General features: G+C 71.5%; 22 protein-coding genes. 8 read left to right on the top strand and 14 right to left on the bottom strand.

The features are described from left to right. Positions 1 to 85 precede the first annotated feature (85 nt). Positions 86 to 946, top strand: coding sequence for an NAD(P)H-binding protein (locus ACEN9J_RS26830; RefSeq protein ID WP_413762506.1), 861 nt, complete (start codon positions 86 to 88; stop codon positions 944 to 946). 6 nt (positions 947 to 952) lie between these two features. On the opposite strand, the gene ACEN9J_RS26825 is transcribed toward ACEN9J_RS26830, so the two are convergent. Genes ACEN9J_RS26825 through modB form a run of 3 tightly spaced genes read right to left on the bottom strand, consistent with a single transcriptional unit; the run spans position 953 to position 3,207 of the window. Beyond that, positions 953 to 1,744, bottom strand: coding sequence for an ABC transporter ATP-binding protein (locus ACEN9J_RS26825; protein WP_057592937.1), 792 nt, complete (start codon positions 1,742 to 1,744; stop codon positions 953 to 955). After that, the gene (modA, locus tag ACEN9J_RS26820) at positions 1,741 to 2,505 is read right to left on the bottom strand and encodes a molybdate ABC transporter substrate-binding protein (RefSeq protein ID WP_057592936.1); all 765 of its coding nucleotides are present in this window, start codon (positions 2,503 to 2,505) and stop codon (positions 1,741 to 1,743) included. The genes ACEN9J_RS26825 and modA overlap by 4 nt, the downstream gene beginning before the upstream one ends. 18 nt (positions 2,506 to 2,523) lie before the next feature. Next, the gene (gene modB, locus ACEN9J_RS26815; protein ID WP_057592935.1) at positions 2,524 to 3,207 is read right to left on the bottom strand and encodes a molybdate ABC transporter permease subunit; all 684 of its coding nucleotides are present in this window, start codon (positions 3,205 to 3,207) and stop codon (positions 2,524 to 2,526) included. A gap of 192 nt (positions 3,208 to 3,399) precedes the next feature. Between modB and ACEN9J_RS26810 the strand changes: the two genes are divergently transcribed. Then, positions 3,400 to 3,696 carry a hypothetical protein gene (locus ACEN9J_RS26810; RefSeq protein ID WP_261214899.1) on the top strand — a complete coding sequence of 99 codons (297 nt, stop codon included), beginning with the start codon at positions 3,400 to 3,402 and terminating at the stop codon, positions 3,694 to 3,696. After that, positions 3,693 to 4,340, top strand: a complete 648-nt coding sequence (locus tag ACEN9J_RS26805) for a nitroreductase (RefSeq protein WP_413762505.1) — start codon at positions 3,693 to 3,695, stop codon at positions 4,338 to 4,340. The genes ACEN9J_RS26810 and ACEN9J_RS26805 overlap by 4 nt, the downstream gene beginning before the upstream one ends. Here the strand turns inward: ACEN9J_RS26805 and tsaA are convergent. Further along, entirely contained in the window at positions 4,337 to 4,834 is a 498-nt protein-coding gene (gene tsaA, locus ACEN9J_RS26800) for a tRNA (N6-threonylcarbamoyladenosine(37)-N6)-methyltransferase TrmO (RefSeq protein WP_413762504.1), read from the bottom strand. The two genes, ACEN9J_RS26805 and tsaA, sit on opposite strands and share 4 nt — an antisense overlap. Beyond that, complete coding sequence (locus ACEN9J_RS26795) at positions 4,831 to 5,178, bottom strand: winged helix-turn-helix domain-containing protein (protein ID WP_057592932.1); 348 nt, start codon at positions 5,176 to 5,178, stop codon at positions 4,831 to 4,833. The genes tsaA and ACEN9J_RS26795 overlap by 4 nt, the downstream gene beginning before the upstream one ends. 170 nt (positions 5,179 to 5,348) lie before the next feature. On the opposite strand from ACEN9J_RS26795, the gene ACEN9J_RS26790 reads away from it, so the two are divergent. Further along, positions 5,349 to 5,924 (top strand): hypothetical protein, encoded by a 576-nt coding sequence (locus ACEN9J_RS26790; RefSeq protein ID WP_413762503.1) that lies wholly within the window; start codon positions 5,349 to 5,351, stop codon positions 5,922 to 5,924. A 34-nt stretch (positions 5,925 to 5,958) separates the two neighbouring features. On the opposite strand, the gene ACEN9J_RS26785 is transcribed toward ACEN9J_RS26790, so the two are convergent. The 3 genes from ACEN9J_RS26785 to apbC all read right to left on the bottom strand — a co-directional run bounded on the left by ACEN9J_RS26785 (position 5,959) and on the right by apbC (position 10,041). Then, positions 5,959 to 7,650: an OFA family MFS transporter gene (locus ACEN9J_RS26785; protein WP_057592930.1), complete on the bottom strand. Its 1,692-nt coding sequence runs from the start codon at positions 7,648 to 7,650 to the stop codon at positions 5,959 to 5,961. Positions 7,651 to 7,790: 140 nt separating this feature from the next. Beyond that, a complete protein-coding gene (locus ACEN9J_RS26780; RefSeq protein WP_413762502.1) occupies positions 7,791 to 8,738 on the bottom strand; it encodes a LysR substrate-binding domain-containing protein in 948 nt (315 codons plus the stop codon). Positions 8,739 to 8,949: 211 nt separating this feature from the next. Beyond that, positions 8,950 to 10,041, bottom strand: coding sequence for an iron-sulfur cluster carrier protein ApbC (gene apbC / locus ACEN9J_RS26775; RefSeq protein ID WP_413762501.1), 1,092 nt, complete (start codon positions 10,039 to 10,041; stop codon positions 8,950 to 8,952). A 76-nt stretch (positions 10,042 to 10,117) separates the two neighbouring features. On the opposite strand from apbC, the gene ACEN9J_RS26770 reads away from it, so the two are divergent. Next, positions 10,118 to 11,335, top strand: coding sequence for a patatin-like phospholipase family protein (locus ACEN9J_RS26770; RefSeq protein ID WP_413762500.1), 1,218 nt, complete (start codon positions 10,118 to 10,120; stop codon positions 11,333 to 11,335). A gap of 11 nt (positions 11,336 to 11,346) precedes the next feature. On the opposite strand, the gene ACEN9J_RS26765 is transcribed toward ACEN9J_RS26770, so the two are convergent. From ACEN9J_RS26765 to ACEN9J_RS26750, 4 genes are all read right to left on the bottom strand, one after another. After that, positions 11,347 to 12,027: a YceH family protein gene (locus ACEN9J_RS26765; protein WP_413762499.1), complete on the bottom strand. Its 681-nt coding sequence runs from the start codon at positions 12,025 to 12,027 to the stop codon at positions 11,347 to 11,349. 31 nt (positions 12,028 to 12,058) lie between these two features. Next, a complete protein-coding gene (locus ACEN9J_RS26760) occupies positions 12,059 to 12,787 on the bottom strand; it encodes a phosphodiester glycosidase family protein (protein WP_413762498.1) in 729 nt (242 codons plus the stop codon). Positions 12,788 to 12,812: 25 nt separating this feature from the next. After that, positions 12,813 to 13,844, bottom strand: coding sequence for an isocitrate/isopropylmalate dehydrogenase family protein (locus tag ACEN9J_RS26755; RefSeq protein ID WP_413762497.1), 1,032 nt, complete (start codon positions 13,842 to 13,844; stop codon positions 12,813 to 12,815). Between the two features lie 112 nt (positions 13,845 to 13,956). Beyond that, positions 13,957 to 14,343, bottom strand: coding sequence for a DUF4180 domain-containing protein (locus ACEN9J_RS26750; protein ID WP_413762496.1), 387 nt, complete (start codon positions 14,341 to 14,343; stop codon positions 13,957 to 13,959). A gap of 109 nt (positions 14,344 to 14,452) precedes the next feature. Between ACEN9J_RS26750 and metG the strand changes: the two genes are divergently transcribed. Both metG and ACEN9J_RS26740 read left to right on the top strand, forming a co-directional pair. Then, positions 14,453 to 16,549 carry a methionine--tRNA ligase gene (gene metG, locus ACEN9J_RS26745; RefSeq protein ID WP_413762495.1) on the top strand — a complete coding sequence of 699 codons (2,097 nt, stop codon included), beginning with the start codon at positions 14,453 to 14,455 and terminating at the stop codon, positions 16,547 to 16,549. A 29-nt stretch (positions 16,550 to 16,578) separates the two neighbouring features. Continuing rightward, complete coding sequence (locus ACEN9J_RS26740) at positions 16,579 to 16,797, top strand: hypothetical protein (protein WP_177239243.1); 219 nt, start codon at positions 16,579 to 16,581, stop codon at positions 16,795 to 16,797. Between the two features lie 23 nt (positions 16,798 to 16,820). Here the strand turns inward: ACEN9J_RS26740 and ACEN9J_RS26735 are convergent, their stop codons facing one another. Next, entirely contained in the window at positions 16,821 to 17,573 is a 753-nt protein-coding gene (locus tag ACEN9J_RS26735) for a response regulator transcription factor (protein WP_413762494.1), read from the bottom strand. A 139-nt stretch (positions 17,574 to 17,712) separates the two neighbouring features. Here ACEN9J_RS26735 and ACEN9J_RS26730 point away from each other — a divergent pair, with 139 nt between their 5' ends. Then, positions 17,713 to 19,146, top strand: coding sequence for an amidase (locus tag ACEN9J_RS26730; protein WP_057597498.1), 1,434 nt, complete (start codon positions 17,713 to 17,715; stop codon positions 19,144 to 19,146). A gap of 4 nt (positions 19,147 to 19,150) precedes the next feature. Here ACEN9J_RS26730 and ACEN9J_RS26725 read toward each other — a convergent pair whose 3' ends face one another. Next, positions 19,151 to 22,702 carry an autotransporter outer membrane beta-barrel domain-containing protein gene (locus tag ACEN9J_RS26725; RefSeq protein WP_413762493.1) on the bottom strand — a complete coding sequence of 1,184 codons (3,552 nt, stop codon included), beginning with the start codon at positions 22,700 to 22,702 and terminating at the stop codon, positions 19,151 to 19,153. Positions 22,703 to 22,726: the final 24 nt, after the last annotated feature.

The raw sequence follows: 22,726 nt of genomic DNA, 5'->3' as shown, positions 1-22,726 counted from the left end.
CGAATGATATGAGCTGCCCGGCATTTACTCAAAGGCCTGCGATTCCTAGCATCCACCCCGTCGCATTCGTTCAAGGAGAAATCACATGCATGCCATCACTGGAATCACGGGCAAGGTCGGCGGCGCCGCCGCGCGCGCCCTGCTCGCTTCGGGCCAGAAGGTCCGCGCCGTCGTGCGCGATGCCGACAAGGCCCGGCCCTGGGCCGCGCTCGGTTGCGAGGTCGCCGTCGCCGAGATGGAAGACGCCGACGCGCTGGCGCGCGCCTTCGCCGGCTGCACCGGCGTGTTCGTGCTGCCGCCGCCATGCTTCGATCCGCTGCCGGGCTTTCCCGAGGCACGTGCGTCCATCGCGGCCGTGCGCCAGGCGCTCGAGGCGGCGCGGCCCGCGCGCGTGGTCTGCCTCTCGACCGTGGGCGCGCAGGCCACGCAGCCGAACCTGCTGAGCCAGCGCTCGCTGATGGAAGAAGCGCTGTCGCCCCTGCCGCTGCCGCTCGCGCTGCTGCGGCCGGCCTGGTTCCTCGACAACCTGGCCTGGGACGTGGCACCGGCACGAGAACGCGGCGTGCTGCCCGGCTTCCTGCAGCCGCTCGATCGGCCGGTGCCGATGGTCTCGACGCTCGACGTGGGCCGCGTGGCCGCCGAGCTGCTGCAGGAGGACTGGCAGGGCCGGCGCGTGGTCGAGCTCGAGGGGCCGGCGCGCGTGACGCAGCACGAGATCGCCGCCACCTTCGCGCGCGTGCTCGACCGGCCGGTGCACGCCGAGGCCGTGCCGCGCCAGACCTGGGGCGCGCTGTTCCGCGAACAGGGCATGCGCGACCCGGTGCCGCGCATCCAGATGCTCGACGGCTTCAACGAAGGCTGGATCGCGTTCGAGGGCGACGATGCCTCGGTGCGCAAGGGGCGCGTGACGCTCGAGGACGTGGTGCGCCAGCTCGTGGCCGGTTGAGCCCGCTCAGGCGCCCGGCGCGTCCTGCATCAGCAGCCCGCGCAGCTTGCTGCGCAGCGGCGTGTCCTCGACGGCCGGCACGCCGGCCGCCTCGCGCAGCGAGATCTCGCGGCTCTCGGCGGTGTGCAGGTCGATCTCGCGCACCACCTGGCCGTCCTTGTAGACGAAGGCCACGTCGGCCAGCGCAAGCACGTCCTCGATGTCGTGCGTGATCATCAGCACCGGAATGCCCCAGGCGCGGCGCACCTCGGCGAGCTCCTCGCGCAGCTCGGCGCGCAGCATCGGGTTGAGCGCGGCGAAGGGTTCGTCGAGCAGCAGCACCTGCGGCCGGCAGGCCAGCGCGCGCGCGAGCGCCACGCGCTGCTGCTGGCCGCCCGAGAGCTTCTGCGGCCGGCTGTCGGCCAGCGCGGCCAGGCCGAAGCGATCGAGCAGCGACTGCACATTGTCGGCCTCCTCGCTCGGCAGGCGCCGGCGGCGCCAGGAGGTCAGGCCGAAGGCCACGTTCTCGCGCACCGTGAGGTGCGGGAACAGTGCGTAGTTCTGGAACAGGTAGCCCACGCGCCGCTCGGAGGCCGGCACGTCGATGCCGCCGGCGGCGTCGTAGAGCGTGCGGCCGTCGAGCCGCACATGGCCGCCCGCGGGGCGCAGCAGGCCGGCGATGGCCTGCAGGGTCAGCGACTTGCCGGCACCCGAGGGACCGTAGAGCGCGGCGAAGGGAACGTCGGTCGAGAAGCGCGCGGCCAGGTCGAAGCGGCGGCTGCCGTCGGTGACCGTGAGCTTCAGATCGACATCAATCATGGTTTGCCGAAACCATAGCGCGTGAGCACCTCCTGTGCCGCGTCGGTCGAGAGGAAATCGATGAAGTCCTTGGCGGCGGCCTTCTGCTTGCTCTCGGCCACCACGGCGATCGGGTAGGTCACGGGGCTGTTGCCGCTGGGCGAGAGCACGATCTTGACCTTGTCGCCCATCACGGCGGCGTCGGTGCGGTAGACGAAGCCGGCCTCGACCTCGCCGCGGCCCACGTAGTCGAGCACCTGGCGCACGCTGTCGGCCTGCACGAACTTGGGCTCGAGCGTGGTCCAGAGGTTGGCGGCGTCGAGCACCTGCTTGGTGTAGCGGCCGACCGGCACGGTGGCGGTCTTGCCCACGGCGATCTTCTTCACGGCCGGGCCGGCGAGGTCCTGCAGGCTCTTGACGCCCACGCCGTCCTTCGACGGCTCGATCAGCACCAGGCTGTTGCTGACGAAGTTCTTGCGCGTGTCGGTGTCGATGTGCTTCTGCTCGACGCCGCGGTTCATGGTCTCCTGGTCCGCGCTCGCAAACACGTCGACCGGCGCGCCCTGGCCGATCTGCTGCAGCAGCACGCCCGAGGCGGCGAAGTTGAAGCGCACCGTGGTGCCGGCCTTGGCGGCCTCGAACTTGGGACCGATCTCCTTGAAGGCATCGGTCAGGCTGGCCGCGGCCGACACGGTGATCTGCTGCGCGGCCGCGCCCAGCGGGATCGCGAGGGCGAGGACGGAAGCGAGGGCGAGGGACGACAAGGCGCGGATGGAACGCATGCGAAGCTCCTGGATGAATCAGCGAAGGGAAAAGAAACGGTTGGACAGCACCAGCACCGTGATCGACAGCAGCGAGGTCACGATCACCAGCAGCAGCGCGAGCTCGTCGTGGCCGGCCTGCACGGCGTCGTAGATCGCCATCGACAGGGTCTGGGTCTGTTGCGGGATCGAGCCGGCCACCATCAGCGAGGCGCCGAACTCGCCCATGGCGCGCGCGAAGGCCAGCAGCGTGCCGGCCAGGATGCCGGGCCAGGCCAGCGGCAGGGTGACGCGCAGGAACACCGAGAAGCGCGACTGGCGCAGGGTGCTGGCCGCGGCCTCGAGCGAGCGGTCGACGCCCGCGAAGGCGGCGCTGGCCGACTTGAGCACCAGCGGCAGCGCGACCACGGCCGAAGCCACCACGGCGCCATGCCAGCTGAAGATGATGGTGTAGTCGAAGTGCTCGCGCATCCAGGCGCCGAGCGGGCTGCGCCGGCCCGCCACCACCAGGATGCCGTAGCCGATGACGGTGGGCGGCAGCACCAGCGGCAGCATGAACACCGCCTCGAGCACGCTGTGGCCCCAGAAGCGCTTGCGCGCGAACAGCCAGCCCAGCGCCAGCCCGACGACCAGCGCGAGCAGCGTCGCCACGGTGGCGACCTGGATCGACAGCACCAGCGGATGCCAGTCGGTCTGCGTGATGAGCGATTGCGTCGTGTTCATGAAGATACGGCGTAATTGTTGCATGACGCGCCGGCACGGCTCGGCGATGGAACACGGGTTCCAGGTTTTATTAGGGTAAATCCAGTGTGCGCCGGGAGCACGACGGATGCATATCCCGGGCCTCCTCCATATACTGGCAGATACAGCGTCGAGGACTCTTCACCCCCAGGGCCGCGGCGCGAGATCCACCCCATGTCCCACGAGGACCAGGACCGACCGCCGACCATGCGCTCCTCCGCCCACGACACCGTTGTCCGCTCGATCTCCGGCCGGCCCGAGCTGCGCCAGGTGACGCAGGTCCAGGAATGGCGCGTCGAGCGCACGCTCGAGGGCGACGGCGGCGTGGTGCTGTCGATCGTGGCACCGGGCGGCGAGAGCCAGTCCTTCCTGGTCGGCCAGGCCGACGCGCACGACATCGGCGAGGTGCTGCGCCGCAAGGCCGCCTGGGTCGAGCGGCTCGAACACGGGGATCCGCAGCGCCGGCCATGAGGTGGCGCCACATGACGGGTGCCGAGCGCATCCTCGAGGTGCTGCTGACGCGGCGTTCGGTCTCGCCGCGCCGGCTGCAGCCGCCCGGCCCCAATCCCGAGGAACTCGACGGCCTGCTGCAGGCCGGCCTGCGCGCGCCCGACCACGGCGCGCTGCATCCCTGGCGCGTGATCGAGTTCAGGCCCGCGAGCCGCGAGGCGCTGGCCGATTGCTTCGAGCAGGAGAAGCTGCGCCGCGACCCGCTCGCGAGCCCCGCCGACCTGGGCCGCGCGCGCGAGCATGCGACCCAGCCGCCGCTGCTGCTGGCCTTCGTGGTGTCGCCGCGCGCGCGCAGCCAGGTGCCCGCGCGCGAGCAGTGGCTCAGCGCCGGCGCGGCGCTCGGCAACATCCTGAGCGCGGCGCACCAGCTCGGCTACGGCGCGATCGTGCTCAGTGGCGAGCGCTGCTTCGACGAGACGCTGGCACGCCAGCTCGGCGTGCAGCCCGGCGAGGAGCTGGTCGGCTTCATCAGCGTGGGCACGATCGCGGAGGCACCGCCGCAACCGCGCGAGACGCTGTCGCAGAACGTGTGGTCGTGCTGGCAGGGCGAGGCGCCGTGGGTGGCGTCGCCCGGCGCGCTGCCGCCGCCGCCGGAAGCCGGCTAGCGCATCCGGTCGTCGGAGCGGGTCTCGGGCAAGCGCTCGAGCCGCGCGCCGAACCAGCCCACGCGCCCGGTCTCGCGCACGTCGAAGCGCGGAACGTAGGGCTTGATGTCGAGCACCGGGGTGCCGTCCATCATGTCGTTGCCGCTGAAGTGCAGGATGCGGCCCTCCACCGCCGTGAGCCGCACGATCGACAGCCCGAGCCGGTTGGGCCGCGCGGGCGCGCGGGTGGCGAAGACGCCGTGCGAGCTGTCGTCGAGGAAGGGCACGACCTCGAGCTTCTCGTTCTCGCAGGCATGCAGCCGCGTGATCAGGATCAGGTAGTCGAAGCCCTCGATGTCGCGCAGCCCCGGCGCGAATTCGGGATGGACCTCGACACGGCCCGTCTCCTCGGGCGCGCCCGCGGTCTGGATCGGCATGCCGGTGGCCTCGGTGAAGCGGCTGCGCACCACGCCCACGGGGCGCAGCACGATCTGGTCGCGCGCTTCGGCGCTCATGGCGCGAGCAGCCGCGTGAGGGCGCGGATGTCGGCGGCCGTGGCCAGCCGCGCGGCATTCTCGATTGCGCGGTAGTGCTTGACGATCTCCTCGCCCACGGGCGTGAGCGCCGTGCCGCCGCCATGCGAACCGCCGGCGGCGGTGTTCACCGCGGGCGAGCTCAGCGCATGGTTCATCTCGTCGATCAGCATCCAGGCGCGCCGGTACGACATGCCCAGGAGCCGGGCCGCGCCCGAGATCGAGCCGGTCTCGGCCACGGCCTCGAGCACGGCGATCTTGCCGGGGCCGATGGCGATGACGTCGTCGCGGTAGACGCGCAGGCGGAACTGGACTTTGGATTTCATGGCGGACGGAAAAAGCGCGGGCGTGGGCGAGAAGGGTAAACGATGCGGCGACCGGCCCGGCCGCCGGATTACCCGATGGCGCGGACTCGCCCGTCGAAGTCGTCATGTCAGAATGAACACAGCGCCAGGGCCGGCCCACGCCGGCCCGCCATCGGATGAGGAATCGAACCATGCGCCCCCTGTCCCTCGAAGCCCCCGGCAGCACCGCGCGCCGGCTGCTCGGCATCGCAGCGATCGTCGCCCTGCTCGCGGGCTGCGCCGGCACGCCGCCCACCGCACCGGCCGCGGCCACGGGCCATGGCCCCTCGACCAGCGACGAGGCCTCGCCGGCCTTCACGGTCTCGGGGGCGGTACTGAAGCGCGCGCGCTTCGACCTCGCCGAGCTGCGCGCCATGCCCGCGACCACGCTCACGGTCGGTGCCGACACCTACACCGGCGTGAGCCTGTGGTCGCTGCTCAACGATCCCGCGGTCGGGCTGCAGGCCGATGCGCGCGTGCGCAACCCGCTGCTGTCGATGTACGTGGTGGCGATCGGCAGCGACGGCTATCGCGCGGTGGTGTCGCTGGGGGAAATCTCGCCGGAGTTCGGCAACAGGACGGCGCTCCTGGCCTATGCGCGCAACGGCACGCCGCTGGGCCGCAACGGCGCGGCGCGCCTGGTGGTGGCCGGCGACCAGAAGCCGGGCCGTTCGGTGGCGCGGCTGGCCGCGATCGAGGTGTTCGCGGCGCAGCCTTCGGCGCGCTGAGGATGAAGCCGGGACCGCGGGCCCCGGCGGGAGGTCAATGGAAGAACTTGGCCGCGCTGATCAGCGTCTTGTAGACGCCCCAGGCCAGCGGAATGCCCACCGCGGCCCAGGCCAGCACCACGACCACGGGGCTCACGGTGTCGGCACGGCCCGAGCCCTCGCCCACTTCGGAGGCCGCGGCCTTCTCGTGCGCGAGCTTCTTCTCGATGGCGAGTTCGGCATCGCTCATGAAGTGCTTGTCGGCCACCGGGCGCACCAGCAGGTTGGCGATGAAGCCGATCGCCAGCATGCCCACGAGGATGTACATGGTCTGGTTGTAGACCTGCTCGCGCGGCAGGCCCAGGCCGAGCTGGTACTCGCGCATGTAGTTCACGACCACCGGGCCGAGGATGCCGGCCGTGGCCCAGGCCGTCAGCAGGCGGCCGTGGATGGCGCCCACGAACTGGGTGCCGAACAGGTCGGCCAGGTAGGCCGGCACCGTGGAGAAGCCGCCGCCGTACATCGAGACGATGACGCAGCAGGCGCCCACGAACAAGAGCTTGCTGCCCGCGCCGGCCGACGAGGGAATGCTCGCGTAGAGCACCGCGCCGAGCACGAAGAACACGGTGTAGGTGAGCTTGCGGCCGAGCTTGTCGGACAGGCTGGCCCAGACGAAGCGCCCGCCGATGTTGAACAGCGACAGCAGCGCGGTGAAGCCGCCGGCCACGACCGCGATGGCCGCGAGCTGGGTCTTGTCGAGTTCGCCGAACTTGCCCGGCAGGTCGATCAGCGCGCCGCCGAACACTTCCTGCAGCATCGGCGAGGAGATGCCGATCACGCCGATGCCGGCGCTCACGTTCATGCACAGCACCAGCCACACGAGCCAGAACTGCGGAATGCCCCAGACCTTCTTCACGTGCACGTGGCGCTGCGTGATCATGGCGTTGCCGGCCTGCGCGGGCGGTGGCGTCCAGCCGGCCGGCTTCCAGCCCGTGGGCGGCACGCGGTAGCCGAGCGCGCCGGCCATCATGAAGACGAAGTAGCCGAGCGCCATCACGACGAAGGTCTGCATCACGCCGACGTCGTGCGCATCCGAGAAGCGCTTCATGAGGTCGACCGCGAGCGGCGAGCCGATCATCGCGCCGCCGCCGAAGCCCATGATGGCCATGCCGGTGGCCATGCCGCGGCGGTCGGGGAACCACTTGATCAGCGTGCTGACCGGCGAGATATAGCCCAGGCCCAGCCCGATGCCGCCGATGACGCCCGAGCCGAGGATCATGAGCCAGAACTGGTGCAGGTGGATGCCCAGCGCCGACAGCAGCATGCCGCCGCACCAGCACACGGCCGACACCACGCCGGCCTTGCGCGGACCCGCGCGTTCGAGCCAGCCGCCCCACAGGGCCGCCGAGCAGCCGAGGAAGACGAAGAACAGGGTGTACATCCAGCCCAGCGTGGCCACGCGCCAGTCGCAGTGGGTGGCGAACAGCTCGGCGAAGAAGCTCATCTCGCGCGCGCAGGCCTGGGCGCCGGTGCCGGCGGTGGCAAGCGCCTTCGACAGCGGCAGCCAGAACACCGAGAAGCCATAGGCCATGCCGATGCACAGGTGGATGGCCAGCGCTGCAGGCGGTACCAGCCAACGGTTGTAGCCGGGGCCGGCGATGATGCGTTCCTTGTCGAGGAAGCCGGGCGCGGCGCCCGAGCCTTGGATGCGATCTCCCTCGAGAACGCCTGCAGTTGAACCTGCCATATCACTCCTAAATTGCCGGATCTGGAAAAACGGACTGTTGAAAATTTCCGGCGGCGGAGTGTGGGCGGCACGGCCATGCGCCGTCAAATTCGATCGGCGCATGGGCCGATTCAAGAACTAAATGGCGACCGCCATCCGCACTATTCGCCCAGCGTGCCGCTGTGCAGCGCGGCCTGGGCGAGCCACTCGGGCGTCTGCAGGAAGGCCAGCGCGGCCTCGAGGGCGCGCGAGGCGCGCACGCCGTCCTGGGTCATGAAGCCGATGGGGGTGCGAATCTCGGGCGCCACCAGCGGCAGGGCCTCGAGCTCGCGGTAGCTGCGCACGGCCGCGACCATGGCGCCGGGCAGCACGCTGCTGACCTTGCCCGCGGTGACGGCGAGCACGAGCGCGAGCACGGAGTTGGTCTCGATGGCCGGCGCCACGACGGTGCCGACGGCCTCGCGCAGCGCCTGGTCGACGATGGCGCGGTTGTGCATGTCGGGCGTGAGCAGGCACAGCGGCAGCTTGGCGGCATCGGCCCAGGCCAGGGGCTTGCCGATGCGCAACTGGTCGTCGGAGGGCACGGCGGCGCGGCGCAGCAGGAAGTAATGTTCGACGCTCTGCGGCCAGGCGGTGAGCTTGATGCCGGGCATGTGCATGCGCTCGGTGTAGCCGAGCGCAAGATCGACCGAGAGGCTCTCGAGGCCGGTCTCGAGTTCCTGCGAACTCATGGAGATGACGCCGGGCACGATGCCCGGATGGCGCTGGTGCAGCATGGCCGCGAAGCGCGAGAGCATGGGTATCGCCGTGGGCACGGCCGCCATGCGCAGGCTGCCGCGCGGTTCTCCGGCCTCGCTGCGCAATTCCTGCAGCAGCACTTCGTTGTCGCGCAGCATGCGTTGCGCGGTGGCGAGCACGCGTTCTCCCTCGTGCGTGAGGCCGACATAGACGCGGGCGCGCTTGACGATGACGACGCCGAATTCGGACTCGAGCGCGCGCAGGGCATTCGACAGCGCGGGCTGGGTGATGTGGCAGGCGGCGGCGGCGCGGCCGAAATGCTTGTGTTCGCTGAGGGCTACGAGGTAGCGCATGGAGGCGAGGAGGTTCATCCCGCTGTCCTTGCTTCGAGGCGCTGTTCTTCGGGGCGCGGCGGTGGTGCGAGCGGTTCAACCACGATTGCGTCCCGGCTCACGTCGATGGGGTACTCCCCGCAGCGAAATAAAGGAGGAGCCCGATGGGCGGGGGACATTCGCGGAGGGGAGTACCCCTTCGGCGTGAGCCCACCCCCGCCCACAACTGATCGACCCCCCGAATCCCATCCTAGGTACTCTTGCTGACCGTGATGGTCGGAAACTTGCCCGAGAAATCCTTGGCCTTCTCGGCAATGCCCACCGCCACCTGCAATGCCACGGCACGGTAGAGCCCCGCGATCTCGCCCTCGGGATCGGCCACCACCGTGGGCTTGCCGCTGTCGGCCTGCAGCCGGATGTCGATCGACAGGGGCAGCGCGCCCAGGTAGGCCATGCCGTCCTGTTCGGCCAGCTTCCTGCCGCCATCGGCGCCGAAGATGTGCTCGACGTGGCCGCAGTTCGAGCACACGTGCACCGCCATGTTCTCGACCAGGCCGAGGATCGGCACGCCGACCTTCTCGAACATCTTGATGCCCTTCTTCGCGTCGAGCAGCGCGATGTCCTGCGGCGTGGTCACGATCACCGCGCCGGTCATCGGCACGCGCTGGCTCAGCGTGAGCTGGATGTCGCCGGTGCCCGGGGGCATGTCGACGATCAGGTAGTCGAGGTCCTTCCAGTTGGTCTGGCGCAGCAGCTGCTCGAGCGCCTGCGTGGCCATCGGGCCGCGCCAGATCATGGCCTGGTCGGCGTCGACCAGGAAGCCGATCGACATCACCTGCACGCCGTGGTTCTCCAGCGGCTCCATGGTCTTGTTATCGGTGCTCTCGGGGCGGCCCTCGATGCCCATCATCATCGGCTGGCTCGGGCCGTAGATGTCGGCGTCGAGCAGGCCCACGCGCGCGCCCTCGGCCGCCAGCGCCAGCGCCAGGTTGGCCGCGGTGGTGCTCTTGCCCACGCCGCCCTTGCCCGAGGCCACGGCCACGATGTTCTTCACGTTGGGCATCAGCTGCACGCCGCGCTGCACCGCATGGCTGATGACCCTGGTCGTGATGTTGACCGACACGTTGTCCACGCCCGGCACCGTCTTGGCCGCGGCCACCAGCGCCTTGCGCAGCGCCGCGTGCTGGCTCTTCGCGGGATAGCCGAGCTCGATGTCGAAGGACACGTCGCCCTCCGAGATCTGCAGGTTCTTGAGCGCGCGGGTGGACACGAAGTCCTTGCCGGTGTTGGGGTCTGCGACGCTCTTGAGCGCGTTCGAGACTGCCTCGGGGGTGATGGCCATTGATCTAACTCCTGGAAGGCGGGTAGTCTAGTGCGCCCCACCCGGGGCGACCTCCAACGCCTCGAATAACCGAAAAATGCCAGAGACAAGCCCCCCGACGACCGGCCTGCTGCTCACCGGCGGCGGCGCCCGCGCCGCCTACCAGGTGGGGGTGCTGCAAGCCATCGCCGAGATCCGGCGCGTGGCCGGCGCCGCGGGTGGCGGCAACCCCTTCCCGGTCATCACCGGCACCTCGGCCGGCGCCATCAACGCGGCCGTGCTGGCCTGCGGCGCCGACGACTTCGACGCCGTGGTGGCCCACATCGCGCAGTTCTGGGGCGAGTTTCGCGCCGGCCAGGTCTATCGCGCCGATTCGCTCTCGGTCATCGGCAGCGGCGCGCGCTGGCGCATGCTGCTGGGCCTGGGGCGCTTCGCGGCCAACTGGATGCGCGTGAAGCCGCGCTCCCTGCTCGACAACACGCCGCTGTCGCAGATGCTCGAGCGCATGGTGCCGCTGGACCGCCTGCCCAAGCTGATGCAGCAGGGCCACCTGCGGGCGCTGGCGGTCACGGCCTCGAGCTACAGCTCGGGCGAGCACGTGACCTTCTTCGAATCGGGCACGCCGATGGAACCCTGGGTGCGCTCGCAGCGGCTGTCGGTGGGCTGCCGCATCTCGCACGCCCACCTGCTGGCCTCGGCCGCGATCCCCTTCGTGTTCCCGGCCACGGCGCTGCCGATGGAAGGCCACACCGAGTACTTCGGCGACGGCTCGATGCGCCAGTCGGCCCCGATCGCCGCGGCCATCCACCTGGGCGCGCAGCGCATCGTGGTGATCGGCGCGGGCCGCATGCACGAGCCGCGCGAGGCGCCCGCGCCCAACACCCACAGCGGCTACCCGACCATGGCGCAGATCGCGGGCCATGCGCTGTCGAGCATCTTCCTCGACGCGCTGGCGGTCGACATCGAGCGCCTGCGCCGCATCAACCACACGCTGGGCCTGATCCCCGAGGAGGCGCGCGCCGAGAGCGCGCTGCGACCGATCGACCTGCTGGTGATCTCGCCCTCGGAACGCCTCGACGTGATCGCCGCGCGCCACGTCGACGCCCTGCCCGGCGCCGTGCGCCACCTGCTCGGCGGCTCGCAGGTCGCGGCCGACGTCAAGGGCGGTGCGCTCGCGAGCTATCTGCTGTTCGAGTCGGGCTACACGCGCGAACTGATGGCGCTCGGGCATGCCGACGCGATGAAGCAGCGCGAGGAGGTGCTGCGCTTCTTCGGCTGGGAGGAGGCGCTGCAGCCGCAATCGACGGCGGCCTGAGCGCCGACCGTTCAACCCGCGTCGGAAATCCCGAGCTCCGAGCACACCCGCCCGAGCAGCGCCTTGAGCTGCGCCACCTCGGCCTCGAGCCGCGCCACGTTGGCCTTGAGCGCCGCCACCTCGCCCAGCGAGACATCGTGCGCGGCGCGCGGCGCCTCGTAGCCGCCCGCGGACGCCGGCTCCTCGGCCGGCGTGCCGCTCAGCAGGTGCGCCCAGCGGCTCTCGCGCGCGCCGGGCAGGCGTGCGAGCTTCACCACCAGCGCGCCTGCCGAACGCTCGGACAGCTCGTCGAGGAAGCCCTCGACCGAGGAGATGTCGGCGAAGTTGTGCATGCGGTCGCAGGCGATGCGCAGCTCGCCCGCGGTCTGCGGGCCGCGCAGCATCAGCACCGTGAGCAGGATCACCGACTGCGAGGGAATGCGCAGCACGCGGTCGATGTTGTGCTCGTAGCGCCAGGCGCGGCCGCCGCTGGTCTCGGCCACCAGGCTGTAGCCCTTGAGGCTGTCGATCGCGGCCTGCACCTGCGACTCGCTGAGCTCGAGCACCGGGTTGCGGCTCGTCTTCTGGTTGCAGCCCGACACCAGCGCGTTGAGCGTCAGCGGATAGCTGTCGGGCACGGTGCGCTGCTTTTCGGCCAGCACGCCGAGGACGCGGGTTTCGACAAGGGACAGGACGGGCAGCGCAGTGGTCATGGCTCGGCGGGAAAACGAAGGGGAACGGGATTCAGGGCGAAACGACCGCGAGTATGGGCCCGAGCTCGCGCACGAAGTCGCTGCGCCCGAGCGCGGTCGAATGCAGGGCCGAGACGGTGCCGTCGAGATAGAGCGCGTCGCGGCAATGCAGCACGTCGCGGAAGTAGAGCGCGAACTCGTGGAAGTTCACGGGCGTCTCGCTGAGCACGAAGATCGCCGTGTGGCCCGACACGCCGACGCCGTTGCGGATCTTGCGCGAGGGCGAGTCGACGATGAACGAGCGATGCACCGCGCCATGGCGCAGCAGCAGCGGGCCCGACTGGGTGGCGATCGACAGGCCGCGCAGCCGCGGCGCGAGCGCCGGGTATTCCGACGACTCGATCACGCGCGGCCCCTCGTCCGAGACCAGGAACACGCCGTTGGGCCGGAGGAAGAAATTGCCGGCGCCGGCCTCGAGGTTGAGCGGCGACTCCTCGCGGCCCTCGCGCACCAGGAGGCCCACGGGCGCGAAGTCGGCGTGGTACATGCCGGCATTCACCGCGAAGTCGAGCCGGCGCCCGCGCTCGGCCAGCCAGGCCTGCAGCCGGTCGAAGCGCTTGAAGGCGGTGCCGCTGTCGTCGTTGAGGAACAGCGAGAGCCGGTCCTTGCGCAGGTCGACGCGCACCACCGTGTAGCGCGCCGGCTCGGCGCGCGCCGACGCGGCCAGGCCCAGCACGAGCCCCGCCACCAGCATCGACAGCCACAGCAGGCGCCTGGGCATCGGGATCGTCGCCGGTGCGCGTGCCTCAGGCGTTCTGGATGCGCGCCACCAGCGCCTTCGTGAAGGCTCCGGTGCCGGCGCTGCCGCCCAGGTCGCCGGTGCGCACCTGGTCGATGTTGAGCGTGTCGTCGATGGCCTGGCGCAGGCGCGTGGCGAGCTCGGGCAGCTTGCAGTGATCGAGCATCAGCGCGGCCGCCAGCATCAGCGCGATCGGGTTCGCGATGCCCTTGCCCGCGATGTCGGGCGCCGAGCCGTGCACCGCCTCGAAGATCGCCGCGTTGGTGCCGATGTTGGCGCCGGGCGCCATGCCCAGGCCGCCGACCAGGCCCGCCACCAGGTCCGACAGGATGTCGCCGAACAGGTTGGTGGTGACCAGCATGTCGAACTGCCAGGGGTTGAGCACCAGCTTCATCGCGCAGGCGTCGATGATGACCGTGTCGAGCTCGAACTGGCCCTTGTACTTCTTCTCGTAGAGGTCGAGGCCGGTCTCGAGGAAGATGCCCGTGAGCGCCTTCATGATGTTGGCCTTGTGCACGATCGTGACCTTCTTGCGGCCGGTGGCCACGGCGGTCTGGAACGCGTACTCGAGGATGCGGCGGCTGCCCTGGCGCGTGTTGATGCCGGTGGCCATGGCCACGGCATGCGGGTCGCCGTCGATCGGCACGTAGTGCTCGTGGCCGATGTACAGGCCCTCGAGGTTCTCGCGCACCACCATCAGGTCGATCTTGTCGAAGCGCCCGCCCGGGATGATGGTGCGCGCCGGGCGCAGGTTGGCGTAGAGCTCGAACTCCTCGCGCAGCCGCACGTTCGACGAGCGGTAGCCGCCGCCCGAGGGCGTCTCGAGCGGGCCCTTGAGCGCGAGCCGGGTGCGGCGGATGCTGTCGAGCGTGGCCGCGGGCAGCGGATCGCCCGAGGCCTTGACGCCGCCCAGGCCGGCGATCTGGCGGTCCCATTCGAAGGGCGCTTTCAGCGCGTCGAGCGCGGCCAGCGTGGCGTCGACGATCTCGGGGCCGATGCCGTCGCCGGGGATCAGGGTTGCGGGAATGGGGGTGGTCATGAAGGGCGCCCTTGGTCGAGGAATGGGGAGTCGCGGCCGCCGGGGCGCGCGGAGGCCGAAGAATAACGCCGGGCCCATGGCACCGCCTTGACGAGGCCCGGCGCCGCGAGGGTCATTCGCGGGCCAGCCAGGCCAACGCCTCCTCGCGGCTGTCGAGGAAACGGCAGTAGCGGCCCTGGCGGGCCTCGCGCAGGTATTCGGCGAAGCGCTCGCCATGCTCGGCCGCGGGCGACACCACCACGGCCGCGCGCAGGCGGTAGGTCTGCAGCTTCTCGAGGAATTCGCCCGCGAAGCGGGTGCGCAGCGCGAAGAAGGCCGGCGGCAGCACGGCCTCGTCGAGCAGCAGGCGGTCGGTGTCGTGCTCGAAGCAGGCGCCGACCACGTCGGTGGCCTCGCGGGCGTCGGTCAGCGGATGGGTCCACTCGACGATGCGCGCCGGGCCGTGGACGAGCAGCGCGTGTCGGGCGGGCGGAAATTCGGGGTCGTCAAGCTGCGGCATGGGGTCGATGCTGCCATCGAACCCGCCGGAACGCGGCGCCACCTAAAATGCCCGGTTCTCCCGCTGCGTCGCTTCCGACGCTCCCGCAACTCCGAAAGCGCCTCCCCCGATGTCCGCCCCGCGCAAGCTCTTCGTCACCACCGCCCTGCCGTACGCCAACGGCAAGTTCCACATCGGCCACATGATGGAGTACATCCAGGCCGACATCTGGGTGCGGAACCAGCGAATGAACGGTGCCGACGTCAACTTCGTCTGCGCCGACGACGCGCACGGCGCGGCGATCACCATCGCGGCCGACAAGGCCGGCGTGACGCCGCAGGCCTTCGTGGCCGAGATCGCCGCGGGCCGCAAGCAGTACCTCGACGGCTACCACATCGCCTTCGACAACTGGCACTCGACCGACGGCCCCGAGAACCACCAGCTGGCGCAGGACATCTACCGCGACCTGCGCGCCAACGGCCTGATCAGCACCAAGAGCGTCGAACAGTTCTACGACCCCGAGAAGGGCATGTTCCTGGCCGACCGCTTCATCAAGGGCGAGTGCCCGAACTGCCACTCGAAGGACCAGTACGGCGACAACTGCGAGGTCTGCGGCGCGGTCTACGCGCCCACCGAGCTGATCAACCCTTACTCGGCGCTCTCGGGCGCCAAGCCCGAGCTGCGCAGCTCCGAGCACTTCTTCTTCAAGCTGTCGGACCCGCGCTGCGAGGCCTACCTCAAGGAATGGACCGCCGCGCCCGGCCACGTGCAGCCCGAGGTGCAGAACAAGATCCGCGAGTGGCTCTACAAGGACGACGAGGGCAAGGGCGGCCTCGGCGACTGGGACATCAGCCGCGACGCACCCTACTTCGGCATCGAGATCCCCGATGCGCCGGGCAAGTACTTCTACGTCTGGCTCGACGCACCCGTGGGCTACCTGGCCTCGCTCAAGAACCTGCTCGACAAGCGCTGCATCGAACTGGGCGGCGACGGCATCTCGTACACCGAGTACATGGCCGATCCCGAGCTCGAGCAGGTGCACTTCATCGGCAAGGACATCATCACCTTCCACACGCTGTTCTGGCCCGCGATGCTGCACTTCAGCGGCCGCAAGGCGCCCGACGCGGTCTACGTGCACGGCCACCTGACGGTCAGCGGCGAGAAGATGAGCAAGAGCCGCGGCACCGGCATCGACCCGCTCAGGTACCTGTCGCTCGGCCTCAACGCCGAATGGCTGCGCTACTACATCGCGGCCAAGCTCAACGGCCGCAACGAGGACATCGACTTCAACCCCGAGGACTTCGTCGCGCGCGTCAACAGCGACCTGGTGGGCAAGTACATCAACATCGCGAGCCGCGCGGCCGGCTTCATCGGCAAGCGCTTCGGCGGCAAGCTGGGCGAGGTGTCGGCCGATGGCGACGCGCTGCTGTTCGCGCTGCGCGAGGCGGCCGGCCAGGTCCATGCGCTCTACGACGGCCGCGACTATGCGCGCGCGCTGCGCGAGGTGATGGCGCTGGCCGACAAGGTCAACGAGTACGTCGACCAGAACAAGCCCTGGGAACTGGCCAAGAAGGAAGGCGCCGAGGCGCGGCTGCACGACGTGTGCACGGTCTGCATCGAGGCCTTCCGCCTGCTCACGCTGTACCTCAAGCCGGTGCTGCCGGCGCTGGCCGCGAACGTCGAGGCCTTCCTCAAGATCGCGCCGCTCGAGTGGGCCGACGCCGCGCAGGCGCTGCCCGCGGGCCATGCGATCGGCGAGTACAAGCACCTGATGCAGCGTGCCGACGCCAAGGTGGTCGACCAGCTGTTCGACGCGCCCGAGCCGGTGGCCGCTCCCGCCGCCGCACCTGCGGCCGATGCGCTGCCCGGCGGCGAGGCCATCGCGCCCACCATCGGCATCGACGACTTCGTGAAGATCGACTTGCGCATCGCGAAGATCGTGGCCTGCGAGAAGGTCGAAGGCTCGACCAAGCTGCTGCGCCTCACGCTCGACGCCGGCGAAGGCAAGACGCGCAACGTGTTCAGCGGCATCGCCTCGGCCTATCAGCCCGAGCAGCTCGTGGGCAAGCTCACGGTGCTGGTCGCGAACCTCGCGCCGCGCAAGATGAAGTTCGGCGTCAGCGAAGGCATGGTGCTCGCCGCCAGCCACGCCGACGAGAAGGCCCAGCCGGGCATCCACGTGCTCGAGCCCTGGCCCGGCGCCACGCCCGGCATGCGCGTGCGCTGAATCCCGCGTTCTTCCGAAGAGGTCCCGCCATGACGACACCGCTGCCGATGTTCTTTCGCGCCACCCTCGCGGCGGCGCTGCTGGCCGTGCTCGGCGGCTGCGCGGTGGTCTCGGTGGCGAGCACCGCGGTCAGCGTGACCGCGGGCGCCGTGGGCCTCGCGGCCGACGCGGCGATCGGCACCGCGCGCATCACCGGCAAGGCGGTGGGCGCGGCGGCCGATGCGGTGATTCCCGACGGCGACAAGTAAGCGAGCAGGCGCGGCGTTCGGGCCTATGCGGCCTGCGCGCCCACCAGCCGCGCCATCTGCACCTTGCTCGTGACGCCCAGCTTGGCATAGACCTGCCGCAGGTGATGGCGCACCGTGGCCGGCGAACTGCCGAGCGTGCGCGCCACCATCTTGTAGCTCTGCCCCTGCGCGAACAGCCGCGCCACCTCGGCCTCGCGGCGGCTCAGCAGCGTGAGGGCAGCCGGTGCCGGCACCGGCGCCTCGTGCAATCCCAGCCCCTGCACCAGCACCAGGTGCGGCATCAGCAGCTCGACCAGCGCCTGCGCGCGCGCCCCGAGGCCGGCCGCCTCGCGGCTGTAGAGCGACAGGTGCATCCACCACGGCGAACCGGGCGCGGGCACGATCACGCTGAGCGCCTGGCCGATGCCATGGTCGGCCGCGAAGGCGCGCATCGAGGCCACGGGCGGCAGCTCGTGCGCGGCCAGCGCGACGCCATGGCCGGGCTGCGCCATGGCCGCCGGCACCACGGGATCGATGTGCCGCACGCGGCACCAGTCGTTCACGAAACCGGGCGCCAGGCCGCGCGTGTGGCCGCCCTGCGGCCGCAGGGTGCCAGCCTCGAACAGCGAGCGGCCGAACCAGGCGCCGTCGAAGGCGATGTGGCGCGCCAGCCAGTCGAGCAGCGCGCCCGCGCCCAGCCGCTCGGGCTCGGCCGCCAGCGGATAGAGGCCGAGCAGCATCGCACCGAGCTGCTCGGCGGGAACGCCCGACATCGACGGAAAAGCCTGCTGCGCCATGCGGCGCGATCTTAGGCGTGCCCCGTGCGCCTGGGGCACGGAGATTCCCGCATCGTTCATCTGAACGACTGCCGCGACGGGCCACGCCCACCTACGCTGCGGGCGGCCTTTCACTCCAACGAAGACACAGGACCCCGCCATGCATCTCGCCGACTACAGCCGCCTCGACGCCACCGCGCTCGCCGACGCCATCCGCCGCAAGGAGACCACCGCCGCCGAGGCGCAGCGCTGCGCGCGCGAGGCCGCGGCCGCGCTGAATCCGCAACTCAACGCCATCATCGAGCTGTTCGACGCGCCGCTCGCGCACGAGGCGCAGGGTCCGTTCGGCGGCGTGCCCTTCCTCATCAAGGACCTGGTGCTGCAGGCCGAGGGCGTGCGCTGCCAGGCCGGCAGCCGGCTGTTCGGAGCGGGCCTGCCCGCGCCGGCCGACAGCGCGCTGATGGCGCGCTTCCGCCGCGCGGGCTTCGCCACGCTGGGGCGCACGCACACGCCCGAGTTCGGCTTCAACGCCACCACCGAGAGCGCCTTCGGCGGCGCCACGCGCAACCCCTGGAACCCGGCGCACAGCACGGGCGGCTCCAGCGGCGGCTCGGCCGCGGCGGTGGCCGCGGGCATCGTGCCGGTCGCGCATGCCAACGACGGCGGCGGCTCGATCCGCATCCCGGCCGCGGCCTGCGGCCTGGTCGGGCTCAAGCCCAGCCGCGGCCGCGTCAGCGCGGGCCCGGGCTACGGCCTGCCGCTGATGGGGCTGGGCATCGAGGGCGTGGTGTGCCGCACGGTGCGCGATGCCGCCGGCGCGCTCGACGCGATGCACGGCCCCGAGCTCGGCGATCCCTTCCTGATGGCGCCGCCCGCGCAGCCCTATGCGCAGGCCATCGGCACGCCGCCGCGCCGGCTGCGCATCGCGGTCACGACGCAGTTCCCGGGCACGCAGCCGGCCGCGCGCGCCTGCGTCGAGGCGGTCGAGGCCACGGCGGCGGTGCTCGCCGACCAGGGCCACGTCGTGGAATGGGACACGCCCGCCTATGCGCACGAGGCCTTCCTCGCGGCCACGCGCACCTTCTGGTCCTCGTTCCTCGCGGCCGGCGTGGCGGGGGTGGCGCAGGCGCTGCAGATCACCGTCGACCAGGCGCTGGCCCAGGTGCAGGCCTGCACGCGCGCCACCGCCGAGCACGGGCTGCGGCTGAGCGCGCTCGACCTGGAACTGGCGCTGATGCAGATGAACGCGGTGTCGCGCGAGGTCGCGCCCTTCTTCGCGCGGCACGACATCCTGCTCTCGCCCACGATGCGCACCCCGCCGGTGGCGCTGGGCGTGCTCGACCAGGACGATGCCGCGCGCGATGCGCAGGGCTTCTTCGACCACCTGTTCGACTACGCCGCCTGCACCCCGCTGGCCAACCTCACGGGCCAGCCCGCGATCTCGCTGCCGCTGGCGATGGCCGGCGACCTGCCGATCGGCGTGCAGTGCATGGCGCCGATGGGCGACGAGGCCACGCTGCTGCAACTCGCGGCGCAGCTCGAGCAGGCGATGCCCTGGAGCGCGCGGCGGCCGGCGCTGCACGCGGCGGCCTGAGTTCTCACCAGCGCACGTTGATCCCCGCGCTCGCCTGCACCGAGGCGCGCGAGCGCAGGTTGCCGCCGAGCGCGAAGCGGCGGCCCAGTTCGCCGTAGACGCTGACCGCGGGCCCGAGGCGCCACGAGAAGCCGCCCGCGAGCTCGGCCGAGGTGCCGCTCGCGCCGCTCGCGATGTCGGTGGAGGCAGCCGGCCCCGCGAAGCGCGCGATATCGTGGCCGGCCGAGGTCTTGTAGACATTGAGCCGGCCATAGGGCTCGACCACGCCATCGCCCGCGGCGATGCGGCCTTTCAGGCGCAGGCCGGCGCGCAGCAGCCAGCCGTTGGCGCTGTCCTGCGACACCGTCGCGGCGGGGATCAGCGCCTCGTCGATCGAGCGGCTCTGGTGGATCAGCTGCAGCTGCGGCTCGAGCGCCCAGCCGGCGCCGAGCTCGAAGGGCTGGCCGATCTCCACCGAGGCCACGGTGCTGCGGCCCTTGCCCTCGACCGGCAGCGCGGCCAGCGGACGGGCCGTGTAGTCGTGGCGGCCGAACTGCAGCACCACGTCGGCATAGAAGCCCGCGGCATTCGCATAGGTGGCGTAGCCGCCGAGGTAGCGGCTGCGCAGGTCGGTGCGGCCGATGGCGCCCCACAGGCCGCTCGCGAAGCCCTGCACGTCGGCCTTGCCCTCGAGCTGGCCCACGTAGACGCCGGCGCGCCAACCGGCGCCGGCCCAGAGGTCGGTGCCGGCCTGGAAACCGCCCAGGTGCATCTCGCTGCGCGGGTCGACCGCGCCGCGCTGCGCCAGCGTCGGATCGGCCACGATGACGCGGCCCCAGGCGCGGCGCAGGGGCGGGCCGTCGCCGGCGGCCGGCAGCGCGCCGCTGCGCTGGTGCAGGTTCGACAGCATCGTGAGGTCGCTCTCGCGCAGTTGCGCGGGCAGCGCGGCGAGCATCGGCACCTGCACGCGGTAGGCCGGGCGCTCGACCGGCGCGGGGGCCGGCGGCAGCGTCGGCGGGGGCGCGGGCGGCGGCTCGGCGCTGCCGCCGCCGGACGAAGGCGGCGCGGGGGGCGGAGGGGGCGGCGGCGGAGGTGGCGGCGTCACCCCCACGCTCGAGCGCAGGTACCAGTTCTCGCCGAGCCCCTGCGCATCGGCCGCGTGCAGCCGGTATTCGAAGGCGCCCGCGTCCACGTGGCCGCCCACGAGCGCGAAGGCATCGCGCGTGGTCTGCGCGGTGGTGGTGGCGCCATTGATCGCGCTCACGACCTCGATGCCGTCGCCGGTGGTCAGCGCGCCCAGGCCGCCGAGGTTGACGATCTGCACCTGGGTGCGGCCCGTGACGCTGGCGGCGGCATTGGCGCGCAGGCCGGTCGCGGTGGCGCTCACGGTGCCGGCCTTCAGGGCGAGGGTCTCCTCGCGGACGCCGCCGTCGATCACCAGCCGGTCGCTGAGGCTGCCGCTGTCGCCGAGCCGGGTGCCCAGGCGCAAGGTGCCGTCCTGCCCCACATAGGGACCGCGCACGGTCAGCCGCGTGCCGGGCTCGGTGCCGACCAGCGACACCGTGCCCGCCACCGTGAGGCCCGCCACGGTCTGGTCGTGGCCCGCGAGGTCGAGCGTGCCGCCGCGGCGCACGTCGTGGTGCGAGGCCTCGCTGAAGGTGTTGGCGCGGCCCGCGCGCAGCACGCCCTCGTCGACCGCGGTGACGCCGCCGTGGTCGTTGCGGCCCGCGAGCACCAGCGTGCCGGGGCCGGTCTTGAGGATGCCGCCCGGGCCCTCGATGCCCACGTTGAAGGTGGCGGTGACGCCCGCGTCGACGCGCACCGGCGCCTCGTCCAGCTGCGGCACCAGCCGCCCGGGCAGCGAGCCCTCGGCATGCGAGCCCTCTTCGAGCCGGTAGCCGTCGCTGCGGAACTGCATGCCCTTGAAGTCGAACAGGCCGTCGATGGTGACCGCGCCCGCGCGGCCCTGGAAGATCGCCATGTTGCCGTTCCAGGCCTCCGCGTTGCGTCCCGCGATGTCGGTCCATTGCGGCTCGAGGTAGCGCCAGCTGCCATCGCCGCCCGCGACCACGCCGTCGCCGGCCGTGCCGCCGCCGTCCCAGAACTGGTTGGTGCCGACCGCGCCGCCGCTGACCTCCAGCTCCACCGTCGAGCCGCGCACATGCACCGCGTGCGTGAAGCCCGTGGGCATGGCGCCGAGCTCGAGGCCGTTGTCGGCGATGCTGCCGTCGACCCGCATCAGGGTCTGCACGCCGTTGCCGTAGCCCACGCGCTCGCTGACGTCGAGGCTGCCGTCGAGCGTGAGGTTGCCGGCCACGGTGACGAGGTCGCCGGCGCCCGGCACGCCCGGCGTGCCGAGGTCGTAGTGCAGCCGGCTGCCGGGATCGAGTGTCAGGTCGCCGAGCACGGCGAAGGTGCCCACGCCGCCGTCGCCGGGCGCCAGCGTGCCGCCCGCGCGCACCGTGGCCGCCTTCACCTGCCCGAGGCCGCCCAGGGTGGCGCCACTCGCCACCTCGACCGTGCTGCGCGGCAGCGCGCCGTTGACCAGCAGCGTGCCGCCGAGCACGCGCGTGCGGCCGTCGGTGTCGTGCGCGCCGCCGAGCGCCAGGGTGCCGGCGTTCTCCTTGTCGATCGCGATGCTGCCGCCGATGGCGCCGTCGTAGGCCACGCGGCCCGGGCCGCGGTCGAACACCACGCGGCCGAAGCCCGAGAGGTTGCCCGTGATGGAGCCCGCGTTCGCGCCGTCGCCCACGCGCAGCGTGCTGCCCAGCACGATGTCGCCGCCCTGGGTGTTGTCGCCGGTCAGCGTGACCGGGCTCGAGACCTCGAGCCGGCCCGGGCCGGAGATCGCCGCGCCCAGCACCAGCGGCGCCGTGCCGGCGCGCGAGATGGCCAGCGTCGAGCCCGGCGTGGCGAGCACGATGCGCTCGGCCACCAGCGCATCGACCGGGGTCTCGCCGATCACCAGCACATGGCCGTCGGCCGTGCCCGCCTGCCCGAGCTGCAGCGTGCCCGCGCTCACGCGCGCGCCCTCGTCGAGCTGCATCATCCCGGTGCCGCTGCGGCCGATCTGCAGCTCGCCGGCGACGTTGAGCGCGCTGCCCGCGCCGCTCAGCGACACCGTGTTCTCGGTGCCTCCGCCGCCCTGCGAGACGAAGCGCGCGGCATTCACGATGCCGCCGCCGCCGATGCGCAGCAGGGTCTGCACGTCGCGGCCGTCGCTGCTGCCGAGGTTGAACAGGCCCGTGTCGAGCCGGCCCGCGCCCTCCACCACCATCAGCGTGCCGTTGGAGGCATCGACCGAGGCCGCGCTGGCCGGGCCCGAGACGATGCCGACGACGGTGCCCGGCACGAGGCTCACGGTCACGGCCGTGCCGGCGCCGGGCACGCCCGCGCTCCAGTTGGCGGCGTTGAACCAGTCGGCGCGCGCCATGTCGGCATAGGGCGGCGCGGAGGTCCACGCGCTCTGCGCGAAGGCGCGCGGCAAGGCGGATGCGCACACCAGGCCGGCGACGGCGGCGGCGGCGGCGATCAGGGTCGGCGTGAAGACGGCACGCGGCCGGGAAGCAGGTGTCATGGCGAGGAGGCGCAAAGGGGTGGA

Source organism: Variovorax sp. Varisp41, from assembly GCF_047325085.1.
GTDB lineage: Bacteria > Pseudomonadota > Gammaproteobacteria > Burkholderiales > Burkholderiaceae_C > Variovorax.
Note: the sequence above shows the minus strand (reverse complement) of the source record. Positions and strands in the feature narration are given on the sequence as shown.

What these genes read in the sequence shown, in the direction of transcription:
- ACEN9J_RS26780 (WP_413762502.1), bottom strand. Translation starts at nt 8,738, where the DNA reads ATGAACCTCCTCGCCTCCATGCGCTACCTCGTAGCCCTCAGCGAACAC.
- metG (WP_413762495.1), top strand. Translation starts at nt 14,453, where the DNA reads ATGTCCGCCCCGCGCAAGCTCTTCGTCACCACCGCCCTGCCGTACGCC.
- ACEN9J_RS26805 (WP_413762505.1), top strand. Translation starts at nt 3,693, where the DNA reads ATGAGGTGGCGCCACATGACGGGTGCCGAGCGCATCCTCGAGGTGCTG.
- modB (WP_057592935.1), bottom strand. Translation starts at nt 3,207, where the DNA reads ATGAACACGACGCAATCGCTCATCACGCAGACCGACTGGCATCCGCTG.
- tsaA (WP_413762504.1), bottom strand. Translation starts at nt 4,834, where the DNA reads ATGAGCGCCGAAGCGCGCGACCAGATCGTGCTGCGCCCCGTGGGCGTG.
- apbC (WP_413762501.1), bottom strand. Translation starts at nt 10,041, where the DNA reads ATGGCCATCACCCCCGAGGCAGTCTCGAACGCGCTCAAGAGCGTCGCA.
- ACEN9J_RS26725 (WP_413762493.1), bottom strand. Translation starts at nt 22,702, where the DNA reads ATGACACCTGCTTCCCGGCCGCGTGCCGTCTTCACGCCGACCCTGATC.
- ACEN9J_RS26825 (WP_057592937.1), bottom strand. Translation starts at nt 1,744, where the DNA reads ATGATTGATGTCGATCTGAAGCTCACGGTCACCGACGGCAGCCGCCGC.
- ACEN9J_RS26810 (WP_261214899.1), top strand. Translation starts at nt 3,400, where the DNA reads ATGTCCCACGAGGACCAGGACCGACCGCCGACCATGCGCTCCTCCGCC.
- ACEN9J_RS26765 (WP_413762499.1), bottom strand. Translation starts at nt 12,027, where the DNA reads ATGACCACTGCGCTGCCCGTCCTGTCCCTTGTCGAAACCCGCGTCCTC.
- ACEN9J_RS26790 (WP_413762503.1), top strand. Translation starts at nt 5,349, where the DNA reads ATGCGCCCCCTGTCCCTCGAAGCCCCCGGCAGCACCGCGCGCCGGCTG.
- ACEN9J_RS26755 (WP_413762497.1), bottom strand. Translation starts at nt 13,844, where the DNA reads ATGACCACCCCCATTCCCGCAACCCTGATCCCCGGCGACGGCATCGGC.
- ACEN9J_RS26785 (WP_057592930.1), bottom strand. Translation starts at nt 7,650, where the DNA reads ATGGCAGGTTCAACTGCAGGCGTTCTCGAGGGAGATCGCATCCAAGGC.
- ACEN9J_RS26730 (WP_057597498.1), top strand. Translation starts at nt 17,713, where the DNA reads ATGCATCTCGCCGACTACAGCCGCCTCGACGCCACCGCGCTCGCCGAC.
- ACEN9J_RS26760 (WP_413762498.1), bottom strand. Translation starts at nt 12,787, where the DNA reads ATGCCCAGGCGCCTGCTGTGGCTGTCGATGCTGGTGGCGGGGCTCGTG.
- ACEN9J_RS26740 (WP_177239243.1), top strand. Translation starts at nt 16,579, where the DNA reads ATGACGACACCGCTGCCGATGTTCTTTCGCGCCACCCTCGCGGCGGCG.
- ACEN9J_RS26750 (WP_413762496.1), bottom strand. Translation starts at nt 14,343, where the DNA reads ATGCCGCAGCTTGACGACCCCGAATTTCCGCCCGCCCGACACGCGCTG.
- ACEN9J_RS26735 (WP_413762494.1), bottom strand. Translation starts at nt 17,573, where the DNA reads ATGGCGCAGCAGGCTTTTCCGTCGATGTCGGGCGTTCCCGCCGAGCAG.
- ACEN9J_RS26770 (WP_413762500.1), top strand. Translation starts at nt 10,118, where the DNA reads ATGCCAGAGACAAGCCCCCCGACGACCGGCCTGCTGCTCACCGGCGGC.
- ACEN9J_RS26830 (WP_413762506.1), top strand. Translation starts at nt 86, where the DNA reads ATGCATGCCATCACTGGAATCACGGGCAAGGTCGGCGGCGCCGCCGCG.
- ACEN9J_RS26795 (WP_057592932.1), bottom strand. Translation starts at nt 5,178, where the DNA reads ATGAAATCCAAAGTCCAGTTCCGCCTGCGCGTCTACCGCGACGACGTC.
- modA (WP_057592936.1), bottom strand. Translation starts at nt 2,505, where the DNA reads ATGCGTTCCATCCGCGCCTTGTCGTCCCTCGCCCTCGCTTCCGTCCTC.